Annotated in this window: 10 protein-coding genes, 1 tRNA gene and 1 pseudogene; 5 read left to right on the forward strand and 7 right to left on the reverse strand. The window is 58.3% G+C overall.

The features are described 5' to 3' along the window. Positions 1–648 precede the first annotated feature (648 nt). From tuf to rpsL, 4 genes are all read right to left on the reverse strand, one after another. Positions 649–1,851: an elongation factor Tu gene (gene tuf / locus BBOH_RS02555; protein WP_033521147.1), complete on the reverse strand. Its 1,203-nt coding sequence runs from the start codon at positions 1,849–1,851 to the stop codon at positions 649–651. Between the two features lie 167 nt (positions 1,852–2,018). Next, a complete protein-coding gene (gene fusA / locus BBOH_RS02560; RefSeq protein ID WP_033521145.1) occupies positions 2,019–4,148 on the reverse strand; it encodes an elongation factor G in 2,130 nt (709 codons plus the stop codon). Positions 4,149–4,183: 35 nt separating this feature from the next. Then, entirely contained in the window at positions 4,184–4,654 is a 471-nt protein-coding gene (gene rpsG / locus BBOH_RS02565; protein ID WP_033521143.1) for a 30S ribosomal protein S7, read from the reverse strand. 3 nt (positions 4,655–4,657) lie between these two features. Continuing rightward, entirely contained in the window at positions 4,658–5,029 is a 372-nt protein-coding gene (rpsL, locus tag BBOH_RS02570; protein ID WP_033521141.1) for a 30S ribosomal protein S12, read from the reverse strand. A gap of 554 nt (positions 5,030–5,583) precedes the next feature. Here rpsL and BBOH_RS08730 point away from each other — a divergent pair. Then, positions 5,584–5,724: a hypothetical protein gene (locus BBOH_RS08730; RefSeq protein WP_156097520.1), complete on the forward strand. Its 141-nt coding sequence runs from the start codon at positions 5,584–5,586 to the stop codon at positions 5,722–5,724. A gap of 202 nt (positions 5,725–5,926) precedes the next feature. Here the strand turns inward: BBOH_RS08730 and BBOH_RS02575 are convergent. Continuing rightward, positions 5,927–6,002, reverse strand: a tRNA-His gene (locus BBOH_RS02575). Positions 6,003–6,317: 315 nt separating this feature from the next. Beyond that, entirely contained in the window at positions 6,318–9,191 is a 2,874-nt protein-coding gene (locus BBOH_RS02580; RefSeq protein ID WP_161786409.1) for a multicopper oxidase domain-containing protein, read from the reverse strand. 252 nt (positions 9,192–9,443) lie between these two features. On the opposite strand from BBOH_RS02580, the gene BBOH_RS02585 reads away from it, so the two are divergent. Continuing rightward, on the forward strand, positions 9,444–10,349 hold the full coding sequence (locus tag BBOH_RS02585) for a formate/nitrite transporter family protein (protein ID WP_081930292.1): 906 nt from the start codon (positions 9,444–9,446) through the stop codon (positions 10,347–10,349). Positions 10,350–10,476: 127 nt separating this feature from the next. After that, a complete protein-coding gene (locus tag BBOH_RS02590; protein ID WP_033521139.1) occupies positions 10,477–11,502 on the forward strand; it encodes a threonine aldolase family protein in 1,026 nt (341 codons plus the stop codon). A gap of 19 nt (positions 11,503–11,521) precedes the next feature. On the opposite strand, the pseudogene BBOH_RS02595 reads toward BBOH_RS02590, so the two are convergent. Beyond that, positions 11,522–12,774 (reverse strand): annotated as a pseudogene (locus BBOH_RS02595) (glycosyltransferase). Positions 12,775–12,870: 96 nt separating this feature from the next. Here BBOH_RS02595 and purT point away from each other — a divergent pair. Further along, on the forward strand, positions 12,871–14,169 hold the full coding sequence (gene purT / locus BBOH_RS02600) for a formate-dependent phosphoribosylglycinamide formyltransferase (RefSeq protein ID WP_033521137.1): 1,299 nt from the start codon (positions 12,871–12,873) through the stop codon (positions 14,167–14,169). A 156-nt stretch (positions 14,170–14,325) separates the two neighbouring features. Beyond that, positions 14,326–15,075, forward strand: a complete 750-nt coding sequence (purC, locus tag BBOH_RS02605) for a phosphoribosylaminoimidazolesuccinocarboxamide synthase (RefSeq protein ID WP_033521135.1) — start codon at positions 14,326–14,328, stop codon at positions 15,073–15,075. Positions 15,076–15,201: the final 126 nt, after the last annotated feature.

Raw genomic sequence — 15,201 nt, forward strand, 5'->3', positions numbered from 1 at the left:
TACTGCGTCGAAGGTGGGCGATCCTCCAATTTCCTAGTCGATGCGCATCATATGAGGCGACAGTCCGGCCCAACAACCGAGGAGGCTCCGGACTTTCGGGATGAATCAACGGGAAGCTTCCGGCTATCCGCTTCCCACATCGCCATTGATTTTTTACCGGACACCTCTCGATCGACTTTCCCAGGCTATTTACGGCGCAACGACCAGCGTCCGGAGAATCGGTGAACACCACGGTAGTTACCGGCCAGTGCACCCAACGAGGTTGACACCGGTATGCCGCACGGGCATTCAGGATGGACTATGGTTTTCGATAGAACCTGCGCAAATCCGTTCGTCAAGAAATCGTGGACACCCTGCTCTTTGCTGGAACGGAGCATGAACGTTTATACGTCGCTCCCCTGATTCAAATCACATCCAACGCCGAGCTTTCCTAGCATCATAGGACAATTTGATGATGACCGAATGCGTGCCTCGTTACTCCTGATTTCACGAAGAAAGCCAAGAAAGGGGTCGACCCGCCAGCGAACCGTCTGTTCCTGTGAGAGCATATTTTTTTGAGAGCATATTTTTTAACACAAATATAAAAATGCCCCGCACCATACGAGGCGGGGGCATTTTTAAGTAAGTTGACAACCTACTTGCTGAGAACTACTCAATCACCTTGGTGACACGGCCTGAGCCGACGGTGTGGCCGCCTTCACGAACTGCGAAGGTCAGACCCTCCTCCATGGCGACGGGCTGAATGAGCTCGACGGTGAAGGTGGCATGATCGCCAGGCTGAACCATCTCGACGCCTTCCGGCAACGTGATGACGCCGGTGACGTCGGTGGTACGGAAGTAGAACTGCGGACGGTAGTTCGAGAAGAACGGCGAGTGACGACCGCCCTCATCCTTGGTCAGGACGTAGACTTCGCCCTCGAACTTGTGGTGAGGGGTCACGCTACCGGGCTTGGCGATAACCTGACCACGCTCAACGTCGTCGCGGTTGATGCCACGGAGCAACAGACCGGTGTTGTCGCCGGCCTGAGCCTCATCCATCTGCTTGTGGAAGGTCTCGATGGAGGTGACGGTAGTGGTCGTAGTCGGACGAATGCCGACGATCTCCGCCGGTGCGTTGACCGGAATCACACCACGCTCGACACGACCGGTCACCACGGTGCCACGGCCGGAGATGGTGAAGACGTCCTCGATAGGCATGAGGAACGGCTTGTCCAGGTCGTGAACCGGGGTCGGGATGTAGTCGTCGACGGCATCCATGAGATCCTTGACGGTCTGAACCCACTTGTCATGATCGGGAGCGTCGTCATGCAGGGCGCCGTAGGCGGAGGTGCGGATGACGGGGCAGTCACGGTCGAAGCCGTTCTCCTCGAGCAGGTCGCGAACCTCTTCCTCAACGAGCTCGATGAGCTCCTCATCCTCAACCATATCGCACTTGTTGAGCGCAACGAGAATCCTCGGCACGCCAACCTGACGAGCAAGCAAAACGTGCTCGCGGGTCTGGGCCATGGGGCCGTCGGTTGCGGCAACTACGAGGATTGCGCCATCCATCTGAGCAGCGCCGGTGATCATGTTCTTCACGAAGTCGGCGTGGCCCGGGCAGTCGACGTGAGCGTAGTGACGCTTCTCCGTCTGGTACTCGATGTGGGCGATGTTGATGGTGATACCACGCTGCTTCTCTTCGGGAGCCGCGTCGATCTGATCGAAGTCATATTCCGGGTTGAGATCCGGGAACTCCTCGTGCAACACCTTGGAGATGGCCGCGGTCAGGGTCGTCTTGCCGTGATCCACGTGGCCGATGGTGCCGATGTTGACGTGCGGCTTAGTCCGCTCGTACTTTTCCTTTTCTGCCATTGCTTTGTCCTCCTGGACGTTTTCGTAGTTAGCCCGTGCCCTAAAGCATGGGTACTCGCTACAGTTTACTGGGTTTCTGGGTTACTTGCCACTTCAGTGCCCTAACCCAGTCAGCGCTACAGAATAGTAACGCTGACTGGAGACAGACACGCCATTGAAGCAGTGATTTACTCGCCTCGCTGAGCCTTGATGATCTCGTCCGAGACCGCCTTCGGCACCTCCGAATACGAGTCCATCTGCATGGTGAACATCGCGCGGCCCTGGGTCTTGGAACGCAGATCGCCGATGTAGCCGAACATCTCGCTCAGCGGCACCTTGGCCTCGATGACCTTGACGCCGGTGGCGTCCTTCATCTCGGTTATGTTGCCACGACGAGAGTTCAAATCGCCCATCACGTCGCCCATATACTCCTCAGGCGTACGTACCTCGACGGCCATGATCGGCTCGAGGATGACGGGCTTGGCCTTCGGGGCTGCGGTCTTGAAGGCCATGGAACCGGCGATCTTGAAGGCGAGCTCCGAGGAATCGACATCGTGGATCTGACCGTCCGTGACGGTCGCCTTGACGCCGACCACGGGGAATCCGGCGAGTACACCGGACTCCATGGCCTCCTGCACACCAGCATCGATCGAAGGAATGAACTCCTTGGTGATGTGGCCGCCGGTGACCTCGTTGACGAACTCGTAATCCTTGCCCTCTGCAGGGTCGAGAGGCTCGAAGTTCATCAGCACCTTTGCGAACTGGCCGGAGCCACCGGTCTGCTTCTTGTGGGTGTATTCGAGGTTCATCACGGGCTTGCGGATGGTCTCGCGGTAGGCGACCTGCGGGTTGCCCACGTTGCACTCCACCTTGAACTCGCGCCGCATACGGTCGACGATGATGTCAAGCTGCAGCTCGCCCATGCCGGAGATGAGGGTCTGGCCGCTCTCCTCGTCGGTCTTGACCTGGAAGGTCGGATCCTCATCGGCCAACTTGGCCAGAGCAATCGACATCTTCTCCTGATCGGCCTTCGTCTTGGGCTCCACCGCAACCTCGATGACGGGATCAGGGAAGGTCATGGACTCAAGGGAAATCGGAGCCTTGTCATCGCACAGCGTGTCACCGGTCGAAACGTTCTTCAGACCGACGAGCGTGTAGATGTTGCCTGCCTCGGCAGCGTCGACGGGGTTCTCCTTGTCGGCGTGCATCTGGAAGATCTTGCCGACACGTTCCTTCTTGCCCTTCGTGGAATCGAGCACGGAGTCACCCGGCTGAATGGAGCCGGAGTAGACGCGCACGAACACGAGCTTGCCGTAGAAGGGGTGAGTCGAGATCTTGAAGACCAACGCGGCGAACGGGTCATCCGTGGTCGGCTTGCGATCGATCTCCACGGACTCGTCACCGGGCTTGAAACCGGCGATTGCGGGGACGTCCTCAGGGCTCGGCAGATAATCGACCACTGCGTCAAGCAGAGGCTGAATGCCCTTGTCCTTGAAGGCGGAACCGCACAGAACCGGGTATGCACGACGGGAGATGGTCAGCTCACGAATGCCCTGACGCAACTCCTCTTCGGTCAGTTCGCCGGCCTCAAGATACTTCTCGGTGAATTCGTCGTTGGCCTCCGCCACCTGATCCATCAAAGTCGCGTGATATTCCTCGGCACGCTCCTTGAGTTCATCAGGGATGTCAACGGTCTCGTAGTGGGCGCCCAGATCGGTGGTGACGTCCTTCCAGACATAAGCCTTCATACGGATGAGATCCACCATACCGGTGAAGGTGTCTTCCGCACCGATCGGCAGTTGCAGCACGAGCGGCGTGGCACCGAGCTTCTGCTTGATGGTATCGACGGAGTAGTAGAAGTCCGCACCGAGCTTGTCCATCTTGTTGATGAAGCAGATGCGCGGCACGCCGTACTTGTCGGCCTGACGCCACACGGTCTCGCTCTGCGGCTCCACACCTTCCTTGCCGTCGAACACGGCAATGGCGCCATCAAGCACGCGAAGCGAACGCTCCACCTCGGCCGTGAAGTCCACGTGACCGGGGGTGTCGATGATGTTGATCTGGAACTTCTTGTCCGTGTCATGGGTCTGACGGTTCCAGAAGCAGGTGGTCGCGGCGGACTGAATGGTGATGCCACGTTCCTTTTCCTGAGCCATGAAGTCCATCGTTGAGGCGCCTTCGTGGGTCTCGCCGATCTTGTAGTTCTTGCCCGTATAGAACAGAATACGTTCCGTACAAGTCGTCTTTCCGGCATCAATGTGAGCCATGATGCCGATATTGCGGACCTCATTGAGGTCCGAGAGCACATCGAGTGCCATAAATGTTCCTTACGCTTGTTTTGTTAGCTCTGTGATTACCAACGATAGTGCGCGAAGGCCTTGTTGGCTTCGGCCATCTTGTGGGTGTCCTCACGACGCTTCACGGAGGCACCAAGGCCGTTCGAGGCATCGAGAATCTCGTTGGCCAGACGCTCGGCCATGGTCTTCTCGCGACGCTTGCGGGAGAAGTCCGTGAGCCAACGCAAGGAAAGGGCGTTCGCACGGTTGGGCTTGACCTCGACCGGGACCTGGTAGGTCGCACCACCGACACGGCGGGAACGGACCTCAAGGGACGGACGGATGTTGTCAAGTGCGCGCTTGAGGACGGAGACGGGCTCCTGATCCGTCTTCTCCTTGACGATATCGAGCGCGGAATAGACGATGTTCTCAGCGATGGCCTTCTTGCCGTCGAGGAGGATCTTGTTGATCAGCTGGGCCACGACGGTCGAACCGTAGATCGGGTCTGGCAGCAGCTCGTGCTTTTTAGCGGGTCCTTTACGTGACATCTCTTACTTCGCCTTCTTTGCTCCGTACAGGGAACGACCCTGCTTGCGGTCCTTGACACCCTGGGTATCGAGCGCGCCGCGCACGATGTGGTAACGCACGCCAGGCAAATCCTTGACACGGCCGCCACGCACGAGCACGATGGAGTGCTCCTGCAGGTTATGGCCTTCGCCAGGAATGTAGGCGGTTACTTCGACACCAGAGCTCAGGCGCACACGGGCGACCTTACGCAATGCCGAATTCGGCTTCTTCGGGGTGGTGGTGTACACACGGGTGCATACGCCGCGGCGCAGCGGGCTTCCCTTGAGGGCCAGAGTCTTCGACTTCTTGGACTTGGCCTTACGTCCCTTACGGACGAGTTGTTCTATGGTAGGCAACTTCAGTTCTCCGATTCGTTATCCTAGTTTTCCGTGAAGCCGCCACACCGCGACCTTCACCGAACGAATCGGTAAAAAAGCCACAGTCCACCGGCCCGATGGCCCTTCGCTCTCCTGCCGCCGTATCGCTACGCGCAATCTTGCGAGTTCCGGGATATCCCAATCGTCCACGCCTATCACATAAGGCGTGCCATTGGCACACACATCCCCCTACTATACCAGTGGCTCGGACAAATCATTGCAATCCTCGGCCGCATGTCGGCGACCGGACAACACCCCGTCGGATATATGTCAAAAAGGAACTTCCGGCATCGCCCAGACCTGGTTTGGGGTGCAATGGAGGCCCGAAACAGTGAGGATGTTCCTCTTCAACCCATTCCTCCACTGCATTCATGCTCATTCCGCTTACAAAAACAAACCTCTCCCCTGAAATTTTCACCTGAAAGCCAACGTAATTCCTTGTGATGCCAGGTGGTGTACAGTGAAACCATCAGAGCCGATACGCGCCAAACCGCCGAGGCTGGGGAACCGGAGGACGAAGGGAGGTGACAGACATGGCAAAGGAGGCAGAAAAGAAGGACTTAGAAGAGGAGCCCAAGAAGCAGACCATCCATCGTGATTCGAAGAACGGGCAGTTCGTTTCCGAAAGCACCGCACGCCGCCGTCCAAAGACGACCCAGACCGAGCATCGCTGAGCGATAACCCAGGTATTACCACAGCCGCATCCCTTATCAATAAGGGTGCGGCCGTTCTGTATTTGAAGCCTCCCTCGAGTTGACCAGTCAAATGTGGAGTCATAGGCCGGGAAGACGCGGCGTACAGCCCAAGTTTCCAAAAACACCAATTTCGTCCTATACGCAAAAACCCCACTCCCCTTGCGGGAGCAGGGCTTCACGATGGGGTGGCCAACGCGGTTCGAACGCGCGACCTTCTGAACCACAATCAGATGCTCTACCTGCTGAGCTATGGCCACCATCGAAATGAGGAACCAATCCCGTTCAACGAACCGAACCGATATCCGCACAACAGAAAAGAACTATACATGATTATCTTGACGTTTGGTAACCGGCGCGTCGCGAACGGCAAATCGCTAGGCAGGACATGGCGACTTTGACCAATGCGCAGAAGCACGACAGCGGTGTAAATCATGTCAATCCCGCCCGGCACACGGTGCGGGAGAGCGCCGCTGCCCCACGACCTGACCGTGTATCGTCCGGAATCGGCCCGATGCGTCCTCGGAAAACAAGCACGGGTCGGCACACGCCGCCGGAGACCTCCGACACTCCCCCTACCTCACGTCAATGAGGCCGTGTTCACCCTTTTCGGCCAGACTCATCACATGATTGACGAAAGGATATTTGCCCGGCTTGTCGATCCTCAACTCCACGAAGCCGCCTTGTGCGGGCTGAAGCGGCAGAACCTGGGCAGCGGCGTTGCGCTCCTGACCGTCCGCAACGGTCGCGTCGGACCGCGAAAGCAGATAGCGTCCCTCACTCCAGACCGTGTCGAACTGCGTGCCGACGACATGGAACGAAAGCGGCATGTTCGGCCCGGCGTCCAATATCCATAGGCGCACACGACCACCCCTCTTCAAAGCCAAAGGATGAGAGTCATACTGGAAGGCACGACCGTCAAAAGCCGCGATGTCCGGCTTCATGCCGCTAACTTTAGTCGCATCGGCCGTTGCCCCATTACCGCCGAGGTACATCTCGGAACCGATGAGCAGATATTCGGCGTCGACGGCCGGCAGGTCATCCGGTTCGATGAGCACGGCACCATACATGCCGTTGGCGATATGGATGGACATCGGATCGCTGGAGCAGTGGTAAAGCCATATGCCGGCGTGATCGGCGGTGAACGTGTAATCGAGACTCTTGCCGGGTTCGATATTACGCATCATCTCCTGCGGCACGGCTGGGCCTGCGTGAAAATCTATCGAATGGCTCATGCTGCCGTGATTGACCAGATGAACATGAAACGTGTCGCCTACGCGTCCGCGAAGCACCGGACCCGGGCTTAACGGTTCGGTCGTCCTGTCGCGGGGATGGGATTGCTCGTCGTATCCCCATACGGTGCGCGTCAAACCGCGAGCCAGTCTCTCTTTGCGCTCCGTGATGTCGAACGTATAGCGGCGTTCATGCACGCCCGGCACCCCGGCGAACTCGTCCTGAGGAACGGATGCGTTCAATGGCCGAGAGGAGCGGGCGTAGTCCTGCAACGCAGCGACCGAAGAAAGATCGGAATGATCCGACGACAAGCCTTCTGATCGCGCCGTATCCTCTGAGCTTCCGGATTCCCGGGCAGCCGGGCGTCCGCCGACCGCATGGACGCCAAGCTCCATTCCCATCTGCCGATGCCCGGCGAGCGCACACCAGGCGACGGCATCCCTGCCAACGACCCCTACATCGAGCGTTACTTTCGCCCCGACCGGCACGTTGCCCGTCTGCTTGCCATTCGGGAAGGTGAGGTTGTGCCTTTGATCCCCGGTGTTGGCGAACACGACCACAAGCCTGTTCCCCGCCGGCAGCCGGATCGAGGAGGGAACGAACGACATGCCCCGCACACTGATCTGAACCGTCGTGGTTCGCCCTGTTGCGGCAATTCCCGCGGACAAATCACCACCGTCAGACGACGGATGGCCGGCATCACCAGCCGTCCGGTCGGCAGCCGAAAGCGTACCGTTGCCCGATAACGAAGATTTCGACAAACCATATCCGCCGAAAACAAAGAGAACCAGGATGACGAATACCGTACCAACGGCCATAAAGCGCAATGATCGAACACGTGAGGAATCCTTCCTGGCGGCCCGATTGTCCTGTGCCATCAACTCGGGTTTGGTATCGGTCCGGTTCAAATGCCCCATACGATGCCGCGGGGCGTGCGACCATTGGGGCTCGGCGGCCCGACGGAGGCGCTTCGCTTGAAGTATTCGACGTCCGAAGACGACGAGCCCCATATCGGACAGCAACATGCTCAGCACCCCAATGACGCTCACGGTGTCGCCGAATTTCCAGAGGGCTTGCGCCCCACGTACCGTGCCGGACAAGCGCAACAGCAATCCGCCCTGTACCAGAATCCATGGAGCCCATAGCACAGGATGGAACGGCATGGGTCTGCGCACCACGGACGGGATAATGACGTCCGCATGAGCGATGACCATGGTCATGATGAACCCCAAGGCCAAAGCATGCAGGCCCATATCGGTCCAGTACCCTCCCTCCTGAACTGGCGCGAACATCCACACCGCCGCGGCGAGCAGACCCCACGCATAGGCGCTAACCATGCACGTGCCCATGAACCCGGTGAGTCCTGAATTATGCCAAGTGCCAAGCGCCACATCATGTTGCAGCATGTAGGCGAGCAGAACCGCAAGCACCAATCCCAGGAACGGATAACCCAGCGCGGGGCGCAGGCATTGGACAGCCGAGGCCACGACGACGGCGAGGCACAACGCAAGCACGATGCCCTCGACATGGGGCTTGGAAAACACGGTGCGCGCCAGCTCGACCCGTTCGCCCACGATGGTCAAAACCAAGAACATCAGCCACATCGGAGCCAAAACAACCGCATCGACATGCCCCGTCCACAACGCCACGCCCACCAGGCCGACGGATGCGGCGAGCATCTGCATCAGCACCTCCTCGGAGGACTGCCGCAGACAGAGCGCGACGTATATGGCGAGCAACACGGCCATGGAAGCGATCCAGAGCGAGCCCGCCAATAGATGTCCCAAGTCGGCAACCTGTTTTGATCCGACCATTGAGGAGACCAGACCGGTGGCAGGCAGCAACACCGTCGCCAAACCACCAAACAACGGGGCGCAGAAACACCAATGGGGACCCTTGTTGCCTCCGCTGCGATAGGCAACGGCACGCTCCAGGCTGATCGCGGTGCCCAAGAAACCGAACACCATCAGCACACCGTGGTCGTCGGGCCCAACGACATTCGGAAGAATGGAGACGACGCCGGCCCGTGCCAAGGCACCGGCAAGGCCGAGCAGCACCGCCAGCCCCGTGAAGAGCAGCATTGAGATTCTGACTTTGGGCAGTGCGGCCAGCCGCCTCACCGAACGCATGGGATGGTCGGAATCGTCCGATGGATGCCTTCCCGCTTTCTTCCGTTCCCCTTCTGGCTCACCCCGCCGGCACCTTATCTCAGACATACCGCACACACACCCATCATTCCTTGTCATCCCACCTGAAGCAGTGCGACGATAAGTCGTTTTTTGCGACAAGTCAATAGTTTTATGTCACGAAGATTCGCCTCATCGAACCATTACGGCCGACGTCGCAACATTGACAACATCGCAATATGACATAGGTCACAAAACGGCCCGTATAGGACAAACGGCAATCACCGCGGGCCGATAATGGTAATCATATGTCATTAAATGTCGACGAAGGGAAAACCAAAGATGCATGATCCAACCCCGCCAAACCCGATCGCCCACCGCCAACCGCAAGACAACGCCGAGCAGACCAACCCCCTGTTCCCCGGACGGGCATTCATCTCGACCGTGCTCGACGCTTTGGAAAGCAAGGAGACCATGACCGGCACGATGACGGGACGCTACATCCAGCGGGCCGTCATGGCGGGTCTGTTCGTCGGCATATTCTTCGCCGCGTTCTGGGTGATCATCGGGCAGGCAAGCATGGGCGGACCAGGACTCAGGCTGGCCGGAAAAGTGATTGCGGGCATCACTTTCGGATGGGCGCTGGTGCTTATCTACTACACGAACTCCGAACTGTTGACCTCGAACATGATGGTGGTGAGCGTGGGCGCCTATCACAAGCGCATCGGATGGGCGCATTCGTTGAAGCTGCTCGGCCTGTGCCTGGTGGGCAATCTGCTCGGGGCGCTGGTCGTGGCCATCATCCTGAGGTTCTCGTCAATCGTGTCGGGCCCCGCTCTGGCGCAGATGCTTGCGGCCTGCAATACCAAGATCGCCTACCTAAACTCTTGGTTCGGCATCGCGGACCTGTTCGTGCGGGCGATTCTGTGCAATTTCTGCATCAACATCGCCATGCTCATGGTCTATAACGGCAAACTTACCAATGATTTCACCAAATGCACGATTATGGTGGTGGCCGTATTCGTCTTCACGTTCTGCGGCTTCGAACATTCGGTGGCCGACTCGGCGATGTTCCTCATTCTTGGAACGCACGGACTGGTCAACGCCTGGAAGGCCGTGCTGGTCATCATCGTCGCGATCCTCGGCAACCTCGTAGGCGGCGGCATCCTGATCGGTCTGAACTTCGCCACGATGAACGACGAACGCGGCATAGGCATTGACAAAACGGGGATCGGTGCCGAAGCATAGGAGTTAGGCATACGGGCTGTTTTAGCGGAGCGAGCGACACACGAGGTTCGTGTAAGCCCCCGGGTACGATCGCATACCATCAACGGATAAGACAGCTTGATGTTCCGATCTCTGCAAGGAGCCTACTATGCTGAATTTCGTCAATGATTACTCGGAAGGCGCCGATCCTTCGATCCTCAAGCGGCTGGCCGAAACCAATATGGACCAGCTTCCCGGCTATGGCGGCGACGAATACACGGCGCACGCCAAGAAGCGCATACGTCAGGCGTGCGGTTGCCCCGAAGCCGACGTATGGTTTCTGGTGGGCGGCACTCAGACCAACCAGACCGTCATCGACACCATCACACCGCGCTGGGCCGGCGTGGTTGCGGCCACCAACGGGCACGTCAATGTGCACGAGGCGGGCGCCATTGAGTCCACCGGACACAAGGTACTGACGGTGCCCGGCCATGAAGGCAAACTCGACCCCGACCGACTGGATCGCTTCTGCGCCGATTTTTATGCGGACGGCAACTACGAACACATGGTCTTCCCAGGGGCGGTCTACATCTCGCACCCCACTGAATACGGCACACTCTATTCAAAGGCCGAACTCGAGGCAATCGCCAAGGTCGCGCACAGATACGACATGCCGCTGTTCTTGGATGGAGCGCGGCTCGGATACGGCCTTGCCGCCGAAGGCACGGACGTGACGCTTGAGGACATCGCACGCATTACCGACGTGTTCTATATCGGCGGCACCAAGGTCGGAGCGTTGTTCGGAGAGGCCGTGGTCTTCACCAAAGGCAATACACCGAAGCACTTCCTCACGCTGATCAAACAGCACGGGGCGCTTCTGGCGAAAGGCTGGCTGCTCGGACTCCAGTTCGACACCCTGTTCACCGACGACCTGTACATCCGGATCGCACGGAATGCCAACAACATGGCGGCGCAGATCCGCACGGCTCTCGACGCGAGGGGCTACCGGCGTGTATACCACTCGACGACCAACCAGACGTTCATCGTCATGAGTCAGCCGACCATCGACCGACTTTCCGAAGGCGTCGGCATGGGCTTTCTCGAAAAGTACGACGATACGCGTTCCGTGATGCGCATCTGCACCAGCTGGGCCACGACACAGGGACACGTCGATCAGCTCATCTCGCTGCTGTGAAGTCGTTCCCCGATACGAATCAGCCGGCAGCATCGCGTATCGCCTCACGTTCCATTGCCACGAAACGACTTACGCATGCGGCAATGGAATAGTTCTCGCGGGCTTCTTCGGCATATTTCGAGGACCAACGGCGACTCTCGGCGGGATGCTCAATCCACCAGTCGATACGTGCTGCGAGCGCCGTTGCATCATGTGCCGGGAATAGCGATTGACCAACCAACGCGAACTGGTCGGCCGCGGACAACGACGAACGAGCAAGCACCGGAACCAGCCCCGAGGTGATGGCCTCCAGAACGCTCAATGATTCGATATCCACAATCGAAGGGTGAACCAGCAAGTCCGCCTGGCGCAAAAGGTTCGGCATTTCATCGTTCGAATGGAAGCCTATATGGACCAGCGAGGAATCCGGCAGCAGGCGGCCGCTCAAACGGTTCAGATACCGTTTGAGCGGTCCGGTTCCGCAGATCGTCAAATCGATCCGTGAGACGTATCTGCTTTGCGCAACGGCACGGATCAAGGTTTCGTAATCTTTTTCGCGGCTGAGACGACCTGATGCAACGATGCGGAACGGGCGGTTCAGACGGAAGGTCCTGCGCGTTTGCAGGTTGGGCGTCTTTGCATGCATCAAGTTCGAGTCATTCGATGGCGCCGAAGGGAACGATTCGTCGCTTTCATGCGATACATCAGACCCCTTGGGCATATCAGGGTTTGGATGGAAACGGTCCGAATAACCGTTCGATATGACGCGCAACTGGGTTGCGATCATACGGCTTGGAGCGTGGATATGGCCGACGTCGCGATACAGCCAGTGATCGAACAGATGGTACAGAGCCGTCGGCAGGCCGGGCACGTAACGCAATGGCCCGGACGAATAGGTGATGTTCTCCGGTTGAAGGTGAAAGCCCGCGGTGACCGGCAACCCCATCGATTTCGCCACGGACAATGCCCGGCGACCGAACCTGAACGGCATATAGACATGAACGACATCCGCCCCCATGAAGGCCCTGCAGAACAAGGCGTCGTTCGGAGCGGCGAACTGCATTTGTTGTTTGGCCGCCAGCCACGACACCAGCGGGATGTCGTGCACCTTGGCCGAATACCGCGGCGTGCCGATGCCGACCAGTCGCACCTTGTGACCCTGTCGCTCAAGCCCTTCGCATACTGCAACGCGGAATTGGAAATGCCATTCCCCTTGTTGCCGATCGTATCGATGACGAACACAATGGTCAACGGCACGTCATCACCGCCTCTGAAGTCCTGCGAATCAGTCATATCAATCATCGTAGCCATGTCGCTTGTCATCATGGGCCGGTTGTTCGCACTGCCCGCCGTTATGATATCGACCGCTCTCCATGCCATAATGTGCATATGACAAGCAAGGCGCACACCTCCGTTCCCCACTCCCCATCGACCGACCGTCCGCTCGGCGCCCCATCAGGTCGCCACCAAACCCGTGTGTTGCTGTTGGGTTCAGGTGAACTGGGGCGCGAAATCGCCATCGAACTGGCACGGTTCGGAGCGAGGGTCATCGCGGCCGACAGTTACGACGACGCGCCGGCGATGCAGGTGGTGCAGGAGCGTCACGTCATCGACATGACCGACCCGATTGCCCTGAATGCACTGATCGCCGAGACGCGGCCTTCTATCATCGTTCCCGAAATCGAGGCCATCGCGACTTCCGCACTCAACGGAGCCGCTTCCGCCGGCATTCAGGTTGTCCCCAGCTCGCGTATAACCTCCATCTGCATGGATCGCGAGGCGTTGAGGAGACTGGCGCACGAGACGCTTGACCTTCCCACCACCCCTTATCGTTTCGCCGGTTCGCTTGAAGAGCTGCGACGCGGTGCCGAAGGCATAGGGTTCCCCTGCGTGGTCAAGCCGGTCATGAGCTCGTCCGGTCACGGGCAAAGCGTCTTGCATTCGGCCGACGACGTTGACGCCGCTTGGTCCGAAGCGCAATTCGGCCGACGTGACGTCGCGGATGGCGGTGTCTCACGAGTCATCGTCGAAGCGTTCGTGCCCTTGGATTACGAACTGACGATGCTTACCGTCAGCTCCAGCGCAGGCATCGTCACCTGCGCCCCCATCGGGCAAAGACAGGAAAACGGCGATTATCGCGAATCCTGGCAACCGGCGGGCGTCGAAGCCTCGACGCTTAAGCGGGCGCAGGATATCGCGACCGCGGTCGTTGAAGGGCTTGCCGACATCGCTCATCACGACGGAGAACGAGGATGGGGCGTCTTCGGCGTCGAACTTTTCGTGCTCAGAGACGGAAGCGTGCTTTTTAACGAGGTCTCCCCCCGTCCCCACGACACCGGCATGGTCACCATGATTTCGCAACGGTTGAACGAATTCGCACTGCATGCTCGCGCCATTCTAGGCATTCCCGTCACCCAAGACGATGTCGCGCTGTCAATGCGCGCAGGCCAAGTCGCGGCAAGCCATGCCATTGTGTCCACCGGCGAAGGCGAGGTCGTCTTCCACAACGTTCCACAGGCGCTTGCCCACGACGACACCGACCTCCGGGTGTTCGGCAAGCCGGCCGTTCATGGTCATCGCCGCATGGCAGTGGCCCTGGCCGTTGGCGAGAACAACCAAAATGCGCGAGATGCTGCCACCGAAATCGTTGATTCATTGTCGATTCAGGTTTGCGACGGTGAAGTCTGACCAAATGGCTTTGCAGCATCCGTCAAATCTTCTGCACTGATTGTTGGCGGGCAGATCCTGACCACTCTGAAATCTATTTGTAATCCGAAATTGTTATGATGTTTCAGTAAGTTCACCTCATTCAAGCAGTCTCGTTTTCTACGGGAAGGGCGAATCATGGAGAAACTGGACATGCTCTATAGGGGCAAGGCCAAAGAGCTCTATTCAACCGACGACCCTGATGTGCTGTGGGTCAAATATATGGATCAGGCGACCGCCGGAGACGGCGCGAAAAAAGCACAGATCCAAGGAAAGGGAATCCTCAACAACCGAATCACCACGGTACTGTTTCGACTGTTGGAAGCCGAAGGCGTCAAAACCCACTTCATCAGGCGCATTTCCGACACTGAGCAGCTCAACGAAAAAATCAGCATGTTTCCGCTGGAAATCATCATGCGCAACACAGCGGCTGGTTCATTCGCCAAACGTTACGGCATAGAGGAAGGAACGGCACTCAAACGCCCGATTCTCGAATTCTGCTATAAATCCGACGAGTTGCATGACCCGTTCATCAACATCGACGGCATAGTGGCGCTCGGACTGGCCACGGAGGAACAGATGGCCGAAGTCTCACGGCAAGCGCGGGACATCAACGACAAACTCACCTCGATTTTCGACCGGATTGGCGTGAAGCTTGTGGACTTCAAGATCGAAGAGGGGGTCAACCCGCAAGGGCAAATCGTTCTGGCCGACGAAATCACACCCGATACGTGCAGACTTTGGGATGCAAACGCGAAGACCGGCACGGTGGGTCATCTCGACAAGGACCTTTTCCGACGAGACCTCGGAGACATCATCCCCGCCTATGAGGAGATCTACGATAGACTGGCCGCTCTGGCCGATCGTGAAGGCATAGCGGTCGAATGACAAGCCGCCCGCATGTCGCGTCTGCGACATGCGGGCGGTTTGACTTGACGTCACCTCACGATCATGTGATACGCGACCCAGGATCAAGAACAATCCTTCAATTTCGGCTCATCCTGTCAAGTACAT

It is taken from the genome of Bifidobacterium bohemicum DSM 22767 (assembly GCF_000741525.1).
GTDB classification, from domain to species: Bacteria; Actinomycetota; Actinomycetes; order Actinomycetales; family Bifidobacteriaceae; genus Bifidobacterium; species Bifidobacterium bohemicum.